This window comes from Thermacetogenium phaeum DSM 12270, assembly GCF_000305935.1.
Lineage (GTDB): Bacteria > Bacillota > DSM-12270 > Thermacetogeniales > Thermacetogeniaceae > Thermacetogenium > Thermacetogenium phaeum.
The window spans coordinates 2,632,501-2,648,489 of record NC_018870.1 but is presented as its reverse complement, the minus strand read 5'-3'; the positions used below and the strand labels follow the sequence as shown (position 1 = coordinate 2,648,489).

13 protein-coding genes are annotated in these 15,989 nt (G+C 57.2%); 5 read left to right on the top strand and 8 right to left on the bottom strand.

The window, feature by feature from the left end:
- Window positions 1–6: 6 nt before the first annotated feature.
- Entirely contained in the window at window positions 7–1,743 is a 1,737-nt protein-coding gene (locus tag TPH_RS13060; RefSeq protein WP_015051661.1) for a hydrogenase large subunit, read from the bottom strand.
- A gap of 391 nt (window positions 1,744–2,134) precedes the next feature.
- Between TPH_RS13060 and TPH_RS13055 the strand changes: the two genes are divergently transcribed.
- Window positions 2,135–3,373 carry an IS110 family RNA-guided transposase gene (locus TPH_RS13055; RefSeq protein WP_015051527.1) on the top strand — a complete coding sequence of 413 codons (1,239 nt, stop codon included), beginning with the start codon at window positions 2,135–2,137 and terminating at the stop codon, window positions 3,371–3,373.
- Window positions 3,374–3,662: 289 nt separating this feature from the next.
- Here the strand turns inward: TPH_RS13055 and TPH_RS13050 are convergent, their stop codons facing one another.
- From TPH_RS13050 to TPH_RS13010, 7 genes are all read right to left on the bottom strand, one after another.
- Window positions 3,663–5,153 (bottom strand): hydrogenase 4 subunit F, encoded by a 1,491-nt coding sequence (locus tag TPH_RS13050; RefSeq protein WP_015051660.1) that lies wholly within the window; start codon window positions 5,151–5,153, stop codon window positions 3,663–3,665.
- A gap of 169 nt (window positions 5,154–5,322) precedes the next feature.
- Window positions 5,323–5,973 carry a hydrogenase 4 membrane subunit gene (hyfE, locus tag TPH_RS13045; protein ID WP_015051659.1) on the bottom strand — a complete coding sequence of 217 codons (651 nt, stop codon included), beginning with the start codon at window positions 5,971–5,973 and terminating at the stop codon, window positions 5,323–5,325.
- A 12-nt stretch (window positions 5,974–5,985) separates the two neighbouring features.
- Window positions 5,986–6,927: a respiratory chain complex I subunit 1 family protein gene (locus TPH_RS13040; protein ID WP_015051658.1), complete on the bottom strand. Its 942-nt coding sequence runs from the start codon at window positions 6,925–6,927 to the stop codon at window positions 5,986–5,988.
- A 13-nt stretch (window positions 6,928–6,940) separates the two neighbouring features.
- Window positions 6,941–8,947: a hydrogenase 4 subunit B gene (gene hyfB, locus TPH_RS13035; protein ID WP_015051657.1), complete on the bottom strand. Its 2,007-nt coding sequence runs from the start codon at window positions 8,945–8,947 to the stop codon at window positions 6,941–6,943.
- Window positions 8,944–9,510, bottom strand: coding sequence for a 4Fe-4S dicluster domain-containing protein (locus TPH_RS13030; RefSeq protein ID WP_015051656.1), 567 nt, complete (start codon window positions 9,508–9,510; stop codon window positions 8,944–8,946). The genes hyfB and TPH_RS13030 overlap by 4 nt, the downstream gene beginning before the upstream one ends.
- Complete coding sequence (fdhF, locus tag TPH_RS16245; protein WP_081578687.1) at window positions 9,507–11,717, bottom strand: formate dehydrogenase subunit alpha; 2,211 nt, start codon at window positions 11,715–11,717, stop codon at window positions 9,507–9,509. Before fdhF ends, TPH_RS13030 begins: the two co-directional genes overlap by 4 nt.
- A gap of 390 nt (window positions 11,718–12,107) precedes the next feature.
- The gene (locus TPH_RS13010; protein ID WP_015051653.1) at window positions 12,108–12,344 is read right to left on the bottom strand and encodes a hypothetical protein; all 237 of its coding nucleotides are present in this window, start codon (window positions 12,342–12,344) and stop codon (window positions 12,108–12,110) included.
- A 185-nt stretch (window positions 12,345–12,529) separates the two neighbouring features.
- Between TPH_RS13010 and TPH_RS13005 the strand changes: the two genes are divergently transcribed.
- The 4 genes from TPH_RS13005 to greA all read left to right on the top strand — a co-directional run bounded on the left by TPH_RS13005 (window position 12,530) and on the right by greA (window position 15,918).
- The gene (locus tag TPH_RS13005; protein ID WP_015051652.1) at window positions 12,530–13,060 is read left to right on the top strand and encodes a helix-turn-helix domain-containing protein; all 531 of its coding nucleotides are present in this window, start codon (window positions 12,530–12,532) and stop codon (window positions 13,058–13,060) included.
- A 57-nt stretch (window positions 13,061–13,117) separates the two neighbouring features.
- Window positions 13,118–14,044, top strand: a complete 927-nt coding sequence (locus TPH_RS13000; protein WP_015051651.1) for a hypothetical protein — start codon at window positions 13,118–13,120, stop codon at window positions 14,042–14,044.
- A complete protein-coding gene (locus TPH_RS12995; RefSeq protein WP_015051650.1) occupies window positions 14,041–15,129 on the top strand; it encodes a shikimate 5-dehydrogenase in 1,089 nt (362 codons plus the stop codon). Before TPH_RS13000 ends, TPH_RS12995 begins: the two co-directional genes overlap by 4 nt.
- Window positions 15,130–15,441: 312 nt before the next feature.
- Complete coding sequence (gene greA, locus TPH_RS12990) at window positions 15,442–15,918, top strand: transcription elongation factor GreA (RefSeq protein ID WP_015051649.1); 477 nt, start codon at window positions 15,442–15,444, stop codon at window positions 15,916–15,918.
- Window positions 15,919–15,989 lie beyond the last annotated feature (71 nt).

Sequence of the window (15,989 nt, the reverse complement as noted above, 5' to 3'; positions counted from 1 at the left end):
AAAACTCTATCCCTTAAGAGGAGAGTCCTTTTTCTCGATGCAGTACCGCTCCAGTTCCTTATAAGAAATGTCTTTGGCCTTTTTTTTCTTGATGTCCACCACCGTTACCCTCTCGGTGCAGGAGTAGCAGGGGTCGATGGAGGCTATGATGAGGGGGGCGTCGGAGATCGCGTTCCCCCGCAGCATGAAGCGGATCGCCGGCCAGTTGTTGTAGCTTGATGCCCGCGGCCGCCACCTGTAGAGCTTCTGGTTATCACAGGTCATCACCCAGTGGATGTCCTCTCCGCGGGGTGCCTCGACATAGCCGAGGGCATAACGGTGTGGCTTGTAGGTGAACCCCTCGACAAGCACCGGGCCGCCCGGCAGCTCCTGCAGGCAGTGTTGAATGATGTTGAAGGTCTCGTAGACCTCCTTCGCCCTGACCAGGACGCGGGAGAATACATCACATCCCTCCGCGGTGACGACCTCCCACGGGATGCTGTCGTAGGCCAGGTAGGGGTGATCGCTCCTGGTGTCCCGTTGAAAACCGGAACCCCGGACGTTGGGGCCGACCGGGCTGAAGTCCCGGGCGACCTTTCGATCCAGTACCCCGACTCCCACCGTCCTCTTGCGCAGGTTGGGTGTGTTCAGCAGGATGGCGATCAGGTCATCCGTTTCCCGGCGGCACTCTGCCAGCAGGTCGACCACCTGGTCTCTTTCCTCCTTGAGAATATCCCGGCGGACACCCCCGATCAGATTCACTCCGTAGGTTTTCCGGGCTCCGCTGAGGATCTCGGCTATTCTCATGGCCTTTTCCCGCACCCGGAAGAACTGCATGAAGCCGCTGTCGAAACCGGTGAAGTGGCAGGCCAGCCCCAGGTTCAGAAGGTGGCTGTGGAGCCTCTCCACCTCCAAAAGGATCGTCCTCAGGTAGCGGGCACGCTCGGGCACCTCCAGCCCGATGGCCCTTTCCACCGCCGTGGTGTAGGCGATGGAGTGGGCGTAGCCGCAGATTCCGCAGATGCGCTCCGCCAGGAAGTGAACCTGATCGTAATCCATGCGGTTTTCCGCCAGCTTTTCCAGGCCGCGGTGACAGTAGAAGAGCCGGTAGTCGGCGTCGACGATGGTTTCTCCGTCCACAAAGAGGCGGAAGTGGCCGGGTTCGTCGGAGGTTACGTGAAGGGGGCCGAGGGGGACCTCCATAATCCCCTCACCTTCCACATTTACGAACTCGTAGGTTTCCTCGTCCGTGGCCGCCTCGGGGCGGAAGCGGTAGTCCATCGCATCCTTTCTCAGGGGATGGAGGCCGTCCGGCCAGTCGTCAGGGAGCACCAGCCGGCGCGGGTCCGGGTGGTTCACAGGGTGGATCCCCAGAAGGTCGCGAACGTCCCGCTCGTACCAGGCCGCTGCAGGGACCAGCGGGGTTACCGAAGGAAACTCCAGTTTCTCCGGTGGGACGAGTGCCTTGATGGTCAGCCAGAAGTTTTCTTCGGGCCGCTCGTGCTCCATGGACAGAACATAATAGAGGGCGAATGCTCCGTTGAGCCGGCGTTCGTCATTCCCGATGACGGAGGACAGCCAGCCCCCCAGCCGGTAGTAAGCAGCGGCCACCACCTGCGGCAGGTAGTCCAGGTCCACGGTCAGGGTGACCTGGTCGGGGGTCTGCCAGGTTTCATCTAATATTGCTTGGCCGAAGCCGCTGCGCAGGGATTCGACCTCTTCTTTTTTCCCGTTGCTCTTCACAGGCTCGGTTTGAGGATTCATTGAACAGCCTCCTCGTAAGATAGTTTTTGTAACACCAATTGATCCAGCCCTTAAAAGAAGCCCGGCTTGGATCAAAAATGCTCCTTGACAACTGGAAATTGGGTATTCACTTTTGGCGGTGTTCCAGGCAAAATGTAGTCGTGAGATTATGTTCTGGGTAGGTGTTGTCTCCTTGAGGTCCGACCTCTTAGAAAGCCTGACCCCCAGCCCATAACCTGTACCCCTGACACGTAAGTTGCGCAACTTGTCAAGATCCTGTCCAATGGTAGCAGGTTGGATAGAACAAGGTCCTGACAGGAAAGCGTTGTTTCCGGCGAGGCTGTTGACCGGTTATGGTGCCTGGGACCCCGCATAATCTTGCACAATTCCTCCCTGGGAGGGGGTGAAACTGATGAAACTGTTTGTCGGTATCGATGTCAGCATGAAAGATTTCAAGGCCCGGATGTTCGACGCAGAGGGCGAGGAGATCGCCAAGCGCATTCGCTGCAAGAACGACGATCCGGGTGCAGAGTCCTTTGTTAAGTACCTGGTGGAGATCTGCGGCGCCAACGAAGTTGATTCCCTGCGGATCGGCATGGAGTCCACCTCTGTCTATGGCTGGCACCTGCAGATGCGCCTGGCCGGTGAGCCTTTGCTGGCTTCCTTTCACCCCCAGGTGTACGTCTTCAATCCCAAGGTGATCGCCAACTTCAGAAAACAGTACGTCGATATTCCAAAGGATGACTGGTTCGACTGCCTGGTGATCGCCGACCGGCTCAGGTTCGGACGGCTGCCCGAGAGCTGCCAGGTGGACTTCCGCTACCTGCCCCTCCAGCGGCTGACCAGGTTCCGTTACCACCTGATCCAGACCATCACTCGGGAGAAGAACTACTTCCTGACCAACCTGTTCCTGAAGTTCAATACCATCTGCCAGGACAAGGTGCTGAGCGACATCTTCGGGGCCACCTCGGAGGCGATCCTGACCGAGTTCCTTTCTCCGGAAGAGATTGCGGCACGACCGCTTGATGAGTTAATTGACTTCCTGATGGAGAAGGGAAAGAGTCATTTCTCCAACCCCGAAGCTACGGCCAAGGCCTTAAAGCATGCCGCAGCCTGCGCTTACAGGCTGCACGGAAGCCTCCTGGAGCCGGTGAACCTGATCCTGGCCACCAGTTTGCAGACCATCCGTACCCTGGAACAGCAGGTCAAGAGTATTGACAAGGCGATTGAGAAAGAACTGTCACACTTTCCGAACACTCTGCAGTCGATGCCGGGCATGGGGCCTGTCTGTACCGCCGGAATAATCGCCGAGATCGGCGACATCCACCGGTTCGACAACGAGAAGGCAGTCGCCAAGTTTGCCGGCCTCACCTGGCGGAAACACCAGTCAGGCGAGTTTGAAGCCGATGACACGCCGCTTACGAAAACCGGCAATGTGTACCTGCGCTATTACTTTGTAATGGCCGCCGACAGCGTGCGTAAATGGGACCCCAGGTTTGCCGAGTTCTATGCCCGTAAGTTTAAAGAGAGTTCCACTCACCACCATCGCCGTGCTTTGGTTCTGACCGCACGTAAACTCGTGCGGGTGGTTGATGCTCTGCTACGCAGCAACCAACTATACGTGCCCCAGGGGCAGAGAAAGGTGGTTTAGGTTTAGTCTGTCGGGTGGCTCTTCTGCTAATAGCAACAGCTTCATAATACCGTAGTATCGACCGTCCAGTAGGGTTTATCCCGAAAGACCACAACGGATAAGACGCTACAGTGCATGGAGCAGCATTCATATCACCCACCTGACTATTGTCTCTTAACCAATAATCCATTTATGTTGCTTTTTTCCATTTACCTCTGGAAACAAGCTTAGTTTGGTATGCGCTTTTTTAGAAAATTTTCTTAGAAATTTTGGTCCTTGGATCTTGACATATTACCGTAAGGCTTTCACTTTAAATTCCCGTAACAAGGGATGCCGCTCCTTCCAGCAGTTCCGCCAGCGGCTCCGGGGTATGGACCCCTAAGGCCAGCATCAGCAGGAAGAGGAGGGCTATGGGCAGCAGGGTTATCCAGTTGACATCCCCCTTCTCCATCCCCTCGGGGGGCTCCCCGAACAGGGTCTCTCCGATGAGGCGGAGAAAGGAGGCGAAGACCACCACCAGCAGGGCCAGGCACAGAAGCATCGGCCAGAGGTACCCTGCCTGGATGCCGGCGCTTACGGTCAGCAGTTTGCTGATAAAGATGTTGAGCGGAGGGCAGCCGGCGATCCCCAGGGCGCCGCTTCCCAGGAAAAATGCCGTTAAGGGCGCCGCCCGGAACACCCCCTTGATTGCCTTAAGGTCACGGGTGCCGTATTTGATCAGGATGTTCCCGGAGGTGCAGAAGAGCAGGGACTTGGTAATGCTGTGGTTGATCGTGTGCAGGAGTGCGGCGAAGACCCCTAAAGGGCCGCCGATCCCCAGGCCGATGGCGATGATGCCGATGTTTTCGATGCTGCTGTAGGCGAACATCCTCTTTAAATCCCGCTGCGCAAAGATCAGGAAGGCGGCGCAGGCTATCGAAAGGATGCCGAAAATCAGCAGTAGCAACCGGGGGAAGTCCGGCCCCAGACACCTGGCGGCGATCATGTAGTATTTGATGATGGCAAAGAGGGCGCATTTTAACAGTACCCCGGAGAGCAGGGAGCTCACCGGGCTGGGAGCCTCACTGTGGGCATCGGGCAGCCAGGTATGCATCGGGAACAATCCTGCCTTGGTGCCGAAACCGATCAGGATGAAGACGAAGGCCAGCTTGACCACCTGAGGGTCGAGCATTCCGGCGGACTTCACCACTTCCGTCCAGAGCATGGAGTTGTGGGCGTTCTGGAGGAGGTTGAAGGATCCGGCGTAGATGAGGATTGTTCCGTAAAGAGCGAAGGCGATCCCCACGCTGCAGATGAGGATGTACTTCCAGGCCGCCTCCAGGGACTCCCTGCGCCCGTAGATGCCTACCAGGAAGACCGAACCCAGTGTTGTCGCCTCGATCCCCACCCACATCAGGGCGATGTTGTTGGAGAGGACCGTGAAAAGCATGGTGAAGAGGAAGAGATGGAAAAATCCGTAGTAGGTGCTGCAGGAGTCAACACCCAACTCCTCTCCGGCCAGGTCGTATCTCAGGTAACCGATGGAATAGAGCCCGTTTAAGAAGCCCATCACCCCGATCACCAGCAGGAAGACCGCGGTGAGCCGGTCGGCGTAGAACAGATCTGCGAGTGCGGAGAGCTCTCCTCCGGAATAGATCAGGAACGCCGTTTTCAAGATCAGCGCCAGCACGATGATGATCCCGCCCAGGTGCAGAACTTCCGGTACCCGCTGCGACCGCCACCCGACGGCCCGGATGAGGAAGGTGATCAGGGAGAGGGCGAGCGGGAATGCCAGAAGCCAGATCAGGATATTCTCATCCATTTTTGTTCACCTACCCTGTTAATGGATCTGGGATGCCAAACGTTGGCTATCGAGGGCTCGAAGAGCCGGTTCCGATAATCATCAGTCTAAAAACTTTTTACCTTTATTTTTCACGATACCGGTTGAACTTGCCAGCCGGTGCTTCTTGTCACCAACAGCCCGGTTTAAATCATCCCTTGAGTGAAGTCAGCCTGTCCGTGTCCAGGGTGCCGGTGACCCGGAAGAGGCCTTTCGTGATGATGCACATGATCAGAACGGCAAAAATGGCGTCTGTCAGAATACCGATCTCCACCGTTTCCGGGGCGTTGTAGGCCATGAAGGCCAGGGTTAGATGGGACCCGTTTTCCATCAGGCAGTAACCCAGAATCTGCTTGACCGCATTCCTCCTGGTGAGGATGCAGAGCAGGCCCAGCAGGAAGTGGGCGATGGAGACGGCCAGTGCGGGTTTCAGCTTCAAAATGGCCTCGTTGTGAAAGGGGGTCACGATGATGAAGGCCAGCCCCACGAAGATGGCCGCCGTCAGGACGGAGGCCGCCGGGCTCAAAATCGTCCCCGGTTCCCCTTCGTCCCCCACTCTGCGCAGTGCCCGTACCAGGATTAAGGGCACCAGAATCACCTTGGTGAGCAGGGCGGTGATCGACCAGATGTAGAGAGGGGTGGCTTCCATGAATACCGCCAGAGAGATAAAGATCAGCACCAGCACCAGAGACTGCAGGCTGTAGAGATGGGCCGAGAGGCGGGGGCTTCGGCTCTCTACAACCAGCAGTGACGTTATAATCAAGAGCACGGCCAGGGAGTTGACGATATCGACTCCTGTCACCAGGTTCACCTCCTAAATCTCAACCAGGTAAAAGACGAAGGACAGAAGGGCTATTCCTAAGGCGACCCAGGTTGCTCCGGGTGCCTTGTAGATGGTCAGCCGGCACATGGAGTTTTCGACGACGGCGGCGAGAAAATAGCAGACCGCCAGCTTGATCAGGAAGAATGCCAGGCCGGCCATGACCGCCGGTGGGGAAAGGCTCGCCGCGCTCCCAAAGGGGAAGAAGACGGCCAGGAAGAGGGAGGCGACAGCGACCTGTTTCATAAAGAGGCCCCATTCCAGAACGGCCAGGCGCCGCCCCGAGTATTCGGTGAGTGGCCCCTCCTGCAGCTCCTGTTCTGCCTCCGCCAGATCGAAGGGGAGCTTTCCCATTTCGACGAAGGAGACCACGGCCAGGGCTGCCATTCCCAGCCAGACCGCCGGGGATGTGTAGGGGATTTCTCCCTGGGCGATCATCAGGCTGATAGATCCCAGGTTTGTGGAGCCAGCGAAAAGGGCCATGATCAGGAGCACCAGGATCAGAGCCGGCTCCACCAGAACCGATAGGGCCAGTTCCCTGATGGAACCCACTCCGGCAAAGCCGCTCCCGGAATCAATCCCGGAGAGGGCCGTAAAGAAGCGGATTGCCGCCAGCAGGTAGATGACCACGATGAGGTCCCCGGCATAGCCCAAGGGAGCCTCGAGCGTCACCATGGGGACGATCATCGCCATTAAAAAGGCACAGGAAAAAACTATGTAGGGTGTCAACCGGTAAACCCAGGTCGCCGGGGCCGGACTGACATCCTGCCTTTTCAGCAGCTTCCAGAGGTCGTAGTAGTACTGCAGGATGGGAGGGCCCGTCCGCGAATGCATTTTGGCCCGCAGCACCCTGGCGAAGCCTGCCAGCAGGGGAGCCGCCAGGACCACAAAGACCGCCTGCAGGATTCCCAGGAGAAAAAGATTGACGTCGAACACTGCCTTCACCCCCTTAAATGCTGGTCACGGTTAGAAGAATTACCAGAACCAGGATGATATAGCAACAGTAAAGGCGGACGTTCCCCATTTGCAGGGCCTGCAGGCCGCTGCTGATCCCCTGGACGCATTTCACCAAGGGGCGACCCAGGTAATGCTCCCAGAGGTCGTCGAGCTGGACGTTGTAGGTGAGGCGAAGCGGGAAATAGCCGCCTTCTGACTCCTTCAAGACCGTGCGCGCCAGATAAAACGGCTGGAAGATCACCTGGAGGGGCTGGGCGAAGGAGCGCGAGGTACAGGACATCTCCGCCCTGTAGCCGTATCCGCAGGCCCAGGGTGAGGGGTCCTTCCGCCCTGCCGGTACGCCGCCCCCGGCGAAGGCTGCCAGCAGCGGCGGCAGGAGGAGCGAACCGACCAGGAGTAGAGCGATCAGGGGAGGTGATACCAGACCCTGAACGGCGCTGCCCGAATGAACGGCCAGACCGGCATTCACGGCGACGGGCCCGCCAGGGATGAACTCTCCGGCTACGGCCGCCAGCTGTGGCGCTACCGCGGGCGCTCCGATGCCCAGTATCAGGCAGGAGATTGCCAGCACGCCCTTCCCGGCAATCATAGAGAAGGGGACCTCTCTGGCCTGCTCAGCCTCTGCACTCCTGGGCGGGCCGGCAAAGGCTATCCCGTAGGCCTTGACAAAGCACATGGCGGTGAGAGCTCCGGTCATGGCCAGCACAACGGCGAAAAGGGGTGCCAGCAGTTTACCTGTAAAACCGCCTTCGAGCCCCAGGTTAAAGAGGGACTGGTAAACAAACCACTCGCTGACGAAGCCGTTTAAAGGCGGGAGGGCGGACACGCAGATGGCTCCGGTCAAAAAGAGGAGGGCGGTGAGAGGCATCAAGCGGGCCAGACCTCCCAGCTTTTCCAGATCCCTGGTATGAGTGCTGCGGAGCACAGAGCCTGCTCCCATGAAGAGGAGCCCTTTAAAGGATGCGTGGTTGATCAGGTGGTAGAGGCCGGCCAGCAGGCCGGTGAGAGCCAGGACAGGCTTTCCCAGGGCCAGTCCGGTGATCCCCAGTCCTACACCCATCAGGATGATTCCAATATTCTCGACGCTGCTGTAAGCCAGCAGTTTTTTCAGGTCCTGCTGTGCCAGAGCATAGGCAATTCCCAGGAATGCCGAGACTGCCCCCAAAGCCAGAATGAGTACCCCCCACCAGATGGGCCCAGGGCCTAAAAGGTCTACCGTGACGCGAATGATCCCGTAGACGGCAGTTTTGATCATGACCCCGGACAGCAGTGCGGAAACATTGGACGGCGCCGCGGAGTGGGCACCTGGCAGCCAGAAGTGGAGAGGTACTGCCCCCGCTTTGGCGGCGAAGCCGATGAATGCGAGGATGAAGATGCACGACCGCAGGACCGGAGTCAGGTCGCACCCCCGAAAGGCGGAAAAATTGAAGCTCCCGGTTGCGGCAAAGAAGAGCAGGAAAGAGGCCATGATCAGGCAGGTGCCGGCGTGGGCGACCAAGAAGTAGAGGAAGCCGGCTTTGAGAGAAGCCTGATTGTGTTCGTAAACCACCAGGAAGTAGGAGGTGAGGGTCATGACCTCCCAGAAGATCAGGAAGTAAAAGGCATCCCCCGCTGTTACCACCAGAATCATGGATGCAATAAAGGTGTTGTAGAGGAACCCCAGAACCCCGGGATTTCTGTCTGCGTACTCCTCCAGATAGGACAGGGAGTAAAGGGAAGCCGCCGTCCCGATCAGGGAAATCACCAGCACGAAAAACCCGGCCAGGGCGTCCATATTCAGAACGAAGGCGGTAAAGGGGAACCAGCCCGGGGCGACGACCTGAAAGCGGTCACCGCCCAGGGCAAAAACTGCGGAGGCGATTCCGGCGAGCGAGGCCAGCGATGCCGTTCCCCCAGTGATCTTGATGGCCGCCCGGCCGTACCCATTGCAGAGGAGGGCGAGGAAACCTCCCGCCAGGTAGAGGAAGACGGCGAGCAGCAGGAGCTCTCGGGCGTTCATCGTTCAGGCACCTCCCTTCCTTTGATTAAGGCCATCATGTCGGCTACCGCATGGAGGCGTCGGATTTTGCTCCACTCCTCCATGTCCTCACCGGTCACCACCTGCAGGGCCTTGGTAGGGCATGCCTGCACGCAGGCAGGGCCCTCACTGCTGAAGGTGCAGAGGTCGCACTTGATGGCCACCTGTTTTTTCCCCGGAACCCAATCGAGGAGGGAGGGCTTAAGGGAGAGGGGTTCCTCCCGGGCCGGTGGGTTGGTGCCGTTCACGGTTACCGCTCCAAAGGGGCAGACGTAAGCGCACATCTTGCACCCGATGCAAAGCCCCTCATTCAACTGCACCCCTTGATCGCCGATGGTTATCGCCTGCACCGGGCAGACCAGAGAGCAGGGGGCGTTTTCACAGTGATGGCACTGGACGGGCATAGTCCCCACCGCCGAGTGGGTGAGGAAGAGCCGCGGTTGGGCCTGCAGCCCCTCCTTTCGGTGGTTCACCGAGCAGGCCGCCATGCAGGTGTAGCAGCCCAGGCAGCGGTCGGGGTCGGCAATCACAAAGGTGTTGGTCATCTTTGCTCTCCTCCTTTCCGCTCCAGTTCCTCCTTCGTTTTCTGTACCAGGTCGAGCCGATACTTTTCCATTTTCTCCTTATAGGAGCTGGCCGCCTCGGCAGGGGTGACCCGCTCCAACCGCGCTGCACAGACCTTGTACTCCGGGATTCCGGCTACGGGATCCCTGGCGGTGTTGGTCAGTTCGTTGACATTGGCTTCCCAGAAGTGGAAGGATGTGAAGAGGGTTTTTTCCGGGACGCGGCCGGTTACCCAAGCCTTGGCGGTTATGGAGCCGCGCCTTGTAGCGATCCTCACGAAGTCACCGTCCTTGATCCCCATCCTGGCAGCGTCCACCGGATTGACTTCGATGAGCTGCTCCGTCCCTATGGTGTTCAGGACCTCCGCCCGGCGGGTCATAGTCCCGGTGTGATAGTGATAAACCCTTCTCCCGGTTGTGAGCGTAAAAGGGTAATCCTCATCAGGCAGTTCCTTGATGCTGCCTGTGAGGGCGCCGGGGAAGGCTTTGGTTTTTTCCTCTGGAACCTGCACCGGGTCGAAAATTACCGGGCGGAGTTGCGCCTTGCCGGATGGTGTGGAGAACTTGCCTCCACTGTAGAGGATGGGCGTTCCCGGATGGTCTTCCGACGGGCACGGCCAGTGGATGCCCCTCTGTTCGTTCAGGCGCCGGTAGCAGATGCCGCCGAATTTCTCCGGTACCACTCTCCGGACCTCCTCCCAGATTTCCCGGGGATGCAGGTAGTCGAGGCCGCGGTATCCCATTTTCCCGGCAAGCTCCTTAAAGACCCACCAGTCCTCCCTGGCTTCTCCCGGAGGCGCCACTGCCTTGCGTACGAGCTGCACCCGGCGCTCCGTACTTGTGAAGGTGCCGTCCTTCTCCCCCCAGCAGGCAGCCGGGAAGACCACGTCTGCCAGGCGGGCAGTTTCTGAAAGGAAGATGTCCTGGACGATCAGAAAGTCCAGCTGTTCCAGTGACTTGCGGAAGTGGTCGCAGTCCGGATCGCTCATCACCGGGTTTTCACCGAAGATATAGAGGGCGCGGATCTTTCCTTCCAGTATTGCTTCCGGCACCTCGGAGACTTTCAGGCCGACGGTTGAGGGGAGTTCTACACCCCATTCTTTGGAAAAGCGGGCGCGGTTCTCGGCAGCGGTAACGCTTAAATAGCCTGGAAAGACGTTGGGGAGGCATCCCATGTCGCACGCCCCCTGGACATTGTTCTGCCCCCTTAAGGGATCTACCCCGGTCCCCGGCCTTCCGAGATTGCCTGTGATCGCCGCCAGATTGGAAAGTGATACAACTGTTCCGGTCCCGAAGCTGAACTGGGTAACCCCCATGCAGTATAGGATCACCGCCGCCTTTCCTCCCGCGTAGAGGCGGGCGGCTTTTCGGAGATCCTCTGCCGGAATCCCGGTCACCTCTTCCACGCGTTTGGGTGTCCATTCCGCCGCCGCCTGTTTCATCTCTTCAAAACCCTCGGTGCAGCTGGCGATAAAGTCACCGTCGTGCAGTTTCTCCTCGATGATGATGTTGATCATCCCGTTGAGCAGGGGGATGTTGTACCCCGGAGGCACCTGCAGCCAGACATCGGCCTTATTGGCCATCTCCGTTCGGCGGGGATCGGCCACGATAAGCCTGGCCCCCCGTTCCCTGGCCCGAATTACCTGGCGGGCGATGAGGGGGTGGCACTCGGCCGTATTAGAACCGATGATGAAAATGCAGTCTGATTCCGCCCCGATTTCGGGGATGGAGTTGGTCATTGCTCCTCCGCCCAGGGTCATCGCCAGACCGGCGACTGTAGGGGCGTGTCAGAGGCGGGCGCAGTGGTCCACATTATTGGTGCCCATTACCGCCCGGGCGAACTTCTGAGCAATGTAATTTTCTTCATTGGTAGCTCTAGCCGAGGCGAAAAGGGCGAAGGCATCCGGGCCGGATTCTTCTTTGATCCGGGTGAGCCTGGCTGCCACCAGATCCAGAGCCTCCTCCCAGGAAACAGGGACGAACCGGCCCTCCTTTTTGAGGAGAGGTGTTGTCAGCCGATCCCCGGAGTGAATGTGCTCGAAGCCGAAGTATCCTTTAAGGCAGAGCTCTCCTTCATTGACAGGATGCAGTTTATCCGGTTCCACACCGGTGACGCGGCCGTTTTCTACGACCAGGTGGAGGCCGCAGCCCGTCCCGCAGTACGGGCAGACGGTGAGGATTTTTTCCATAGGGTTGACCTCCCTTCCCAATGTTTGTGAATGTTGACAGGCCTGCTGTAACCGTTTTATTTAGACGCTCAGCTCTGCTACCTCGCTCTTTTTCGCACCCCCTTTATCCATTTTCCGGCACACCACAAAAACCGCGGGTTTAATAGCCGGGAGCCTTTTCCGCTGTGCTGCAGAAGAAGGATTAGTGCAATATTTCACAAAATCCCGGCCGAAAAATCCGGGCCCTTTTGGTTTTTGCGGGAATGAAGTTACTGCGATTAAATCGGCCCGGATTGAGCGGGCGCCTTTATGGTAATCGGTGTTGTTTGCCGCCTTCCCGGAGACCTTCCGAAACTGCGGCACGGTATTCCGGAAAATTGGCGCGCCTGTCTTGCGCGTTTCGAAGGCCGATCATTCAAAGGGGTCTTTGATTCCCATTTCTTTGAGAGTGTACTGGTAGAGCAGCTCAAGATCGTCGTAGGGAAACTCGAGCTTGACTTTTTTGCTGTTGGCATCGGTATCGGTGGCGGTAACCTTCTCTACGGAGTGTTTTGCGGATTGCTTCTTCTTATCGCTCTGCCGCTCAGCACGGGGACCTCCTATTTTGAGGTGGATGTTTTTTTTCGGTAAACGCAGGTGTACTGCCATTATTGCTACCTCCTTCTTCGGTTGTGGAATGTGCTGATTTTCACAATCTCTACGAAAGTGATCTAGCAAATTGCGTGCCAGTTAATCCGGGCGCACCAGGAAGTGGTGCAATAACAGCTTGCGGGAAAGTCGATGCTCTGTTAGAATAATGTACACAAAAATGTGCACAGAAAGGCGTATGAGCTGTGAATGAATTTTATCGCATTGGAGAAAAGCTCATCAGCATGGAGAAGCTCAACCGTACCGTTGCCCGGATTATGTCCCTCCGCAGCGAAGGCCTTTCCCAGCAGGAGGTGGCCGTGCGCTTCGGAGTGGACAGGAGCTTTGTTTCGCGCCTGGAAACCCTGGGTGCGGTTCGAAAAGGGGCGCGCCTGGCCGTCGTTGGTTTTCCCGTTAAGAATAAAGAGGAAATCCTGTCGCTGCTCAAGGAAACAGGGGTGGACTTCAGCCTGATCATGACCAACGCCGAGCGCTGGCGTTTTGTTCAGGAAAAGTCGGGTCTTCAGCTGTTTAACGAAGTCATGCGGTTGGTGGCCGAGATCAGAACCTATGATGTGGTCATCCTGATCGGGTCACGGCAGCGCATCAACTGGAGCGCAGCTCTTCTCGACAAGGAGGTCATCGGCATCGTTCTGGGGGAGTCGCCGCTTACTGAGGACAAATATGTGGATCCCGGCCACCTGCGGGATCTCATTCTGTCGGTACAAAAGGATTGACTAAAACTCGGGAAGTAGGTCTCATGATTATTTTATTAAAAGAGAGGGCGAGATGTCGTGAAGCATGTTGTCAGCATCAGTCTTGGTTCTTCCAAGCGCAACCACAGGGTGGAAGCGGAATTCTTGGGAGAGAAGTTCCTGATCGAGCGGATCGGTACGGATGGGGATATGAACAGCGCCATCGAGATGATCCGCGAGCTGGACGGAAAGGTCGATGCCTTTGGAATGGGGGGGATCGATCTCTATCTCGTAGCAGGAGGACGGCGCTACGCCATCAGGGAAGCGAAAAAAATTGCCTCTGCCGCCCGGCTCACCCCCATTGTGGACGGGAGCGGACTAAAGAACACCCTGGAGCGGCGTGTTATCACCTATCTTCAAGATGAGCTGGGATGGACTTTCGCCGGCAGGCGCGCCCTGGTGGTTTCCGGGGTTGACCGCTTCGGGATTGCCGAGGCGCTCTGGGAAGCCGGGTGCCGGACCACCTATGGGGATTTAATCTTTGCTATGGGTATTCCTATCCCGATCCGTTCTCTTGCTGCATTGAGGTTGCTCGCCTGGATGCTGCTCCCCGTAATCAGCCAGCTCCCTTTTAAGTATTTGTACCCTACGGGGGAAAAACAGGAGAGTGTGACCACGAAGTATGAGAGCTACTACCGGGAAAATGAGATAATCGCCGGTGACTTTCATTTCATCAGAAAGTATATGCCGCCGGAGCTGCCGGGGAAGATCATCATCACTAACACTGTGACCAAAGACGATCTGGAGATGCTTCGGGAGCGCGGCGTTGCCGTGCTGATAACTACAACCCCGGAGCTTCAAGGGCGTTCCTTTGGGACGAATGTGATGGAAGGGGTTCTCATCAGTATTCTGGGGAAGAAGGCCGATGAGGTGACCCCTGAGGACTACGGTGAGCTGCTCGACCGGCTGCAGCTAAAACCGCGCTTGGAGGTCCTGAACAATATGGAGGGGGAGCAGTCTCTATGACCAGGTTCGCCTTTATCATCCACCCCATCGATATAACGGACATTACCAAAAGGCTGCGAATATTCAAACTCCTGCCGGAGCGGATGACGGAATGGATTGTCGGCCGTTTTCCGGCCTATAAGGCCTCCCAGATCCGGGGGGTGAGATCCCCTTATGCGGAAACCGAAGGATGGTTTATCATCTGCCCATTGACCTCCCGCCAGATGCTGGAGCTTCCTACGGAATACGTCATCCGGCGCATCATTGAAGCAGGAAAAATTGCCGAAAGGCTGGGGGCGGAGATCGTCGGTCTGGGCGCAATGACCTCTGTGGTAGGGGATGCCGGGATTACCGTGGCCAGGAATCTGAATATCGCCGTTACTTCGGGGAACAGCTTCACTGTGGCCATGGCTCTGGAGGGCACGCGCAAGGCTGCGGAATTGATGGGGATCGAACTGTCCCGGGCTGAGGCAGCTGTGCTGGGAGCCAGCGGATCCATCGGGAGCGTCTGCGCCAGAATTCTCGCCAAAGAGGTCGGGCAGCTGACGCTGGTGGCCAGAAACCGGTCGCGGCTGGAACGCCTGGCCCATCAGATCCTTCAGGAAACCGGGGTGGCCGCCCGCCTGACCACCGATTCCAGAGCAGCCCTGCGCCGGGCTGATGTGGTAATCACGGTTACCTCCGCTGTGGACACTGTTATTGAGCCTGAGGACCTGAAGCCGGGAGCGGTTGTCTGTGATGTTGCCCGGCCGCGAGATGTTTCCGTGCGGGTTGCTGCGGAGCGCCCTGATGTTCTGGTCATTGAGGGAGGTGTCGTGGAGGTTCCGGGTGATGTGGAATTCAATTTTAATTTCGGATTTCCCCCGAAGACTTCATACGCCTGCATGGCCGAGACGATGATCCTGGCTCTGGAGGGGAGATGCGAAAATTATTCCCTGGGACGGGAACTCACCGTGGCTCAGGTGGAGGAAATCAGCCGCCTGGGAGCCAAGCACGGCTTCAGGCTTGCCGGTCTGCGGAGCTTTGAGCGCGCCCTCACTCCGGAGGAGCTGGAAAGGGTCCGCAAGTGTTCCAAAAACTTTCATCCCAAGCCCTTGACAAATTAACGGAGCATTTCTATAATAGCGGTAAAATACAGCAACAGTAAAAGAAGCAAAAAGAGCCGTCAAACGTCCAGCTTTCGGCTGGGCTTGTTGTTCTTTAGGGATCTATTGGTAAGCGGGGCAGGCAAGGACATTCGAAAAGGATGTCATTGTCTCCTTTTTTATGGCGGGTTTAAGAGCGGGCGCCGTTAGGTGTTGCGAGAGGAGTACCCAACTCCATGGGACGGTATCCTTACCCTGGAGCCGGGGCCGAATAAAATAAGGCTGAGGCTCATAAGATTTAATTAAATTTTATTTCTCAAGGGAGAGATCGCATTGCCAGAAAAAGAGGTGCTTCTAACAGGAGATGGAATTAAGAGGCTGGAAGATGAGCTTCACCTCTTAAAGTCCGTCAAGCGCCGGGAAATTGCAGAACGAATCCGCACGGCAATAGAGTTCGGTGATATCTCCGAAAACTCCGAGTATGAAGAGGCGAAAAACGAACAAGCCTTTATTGAAGGCAGGATTATTACCCTGGAAAAGTTATTGCGGCGTGCCCGGGTCATCGATACCAAGGACGTACCGGAGGACACTGTTGCCGTGGGATCTACGGTTTTGTTAAAGGACCTGGAGTATGGCGATGAGATTGAATACACGATCGTGGGAAGCGCAGAGGCCGATCCCGCGATCAATAAGATCTCTAACGAATCCCCTGTGGGACGGGCAATCCTGGGGAAAAAGGTTGGGGATGTGGTAGAGGTTAAGGTGCCTGCCGGAACCCTGAAATACCAGATCTTGAACGTCCGCAAGTAATGACGGCCGAGCTGGACGGTGATGGGTTCGCTAAAACCGGCCCGGGGGGCAGAGAAACCTTCGAGTTTAAA

What these genes read in the sequence shown, in the direction of transcription:
- TPH_RS13060 (WP_015051661.1), bottom strand. Translation starts at nt 1,743, where the DNA reads ATGAATCCTCAAACCGAGCCTGTGAAGAGCAACGGGAAAAAAGAAGAG.
- TPH_RS13055 (WP_015051527.1), top strand. Translation starts at nt 2,135, where the DNA reads ATGAAACTGTTTGTCGGTATCGATGTCAGCATGAAAGATTTCAAGGCC.
- TPH_RS13050 (WP_015051660.1), bottom strand. Translation starts at nt 5,153, where the DNA reads ATGGATGAGAATATCCTGATCTGGCTTCTGGCATTCCCGCTCGCCCTC.
- hyfB (WP_015051657.1), bottom strand. Translation starts at nt 8,947, where the DNA reads ATGAACGCCCGAGAGCTCCTGCTGCTCGCCGTCTTCCTCTACCTGGCG.
- TPH_RS13030 (WP_015051656.1), bottom strand. Translation starts at nt 9,510, where the DNA reads ATGACCAACACCTTTGTGATTGCCGACCCCGACCGCTGCCTGGGCTGC.
- TPH_RS13010 (WP_015051653.1), bottom strand. Translation starts at nt 12,344, where the DNA reads ATGGCAGTACACCTGCGTTTACCGAAAAAAAACATCCACCTCAAAATA.
- TPH_RS12995 (WP_015051650.1), top strand. Translation starts at nt 14,041, where the DNA reads ATGACCAGGTTCGCCTTTATCATCCACCCCATCGATATAACGGACATT.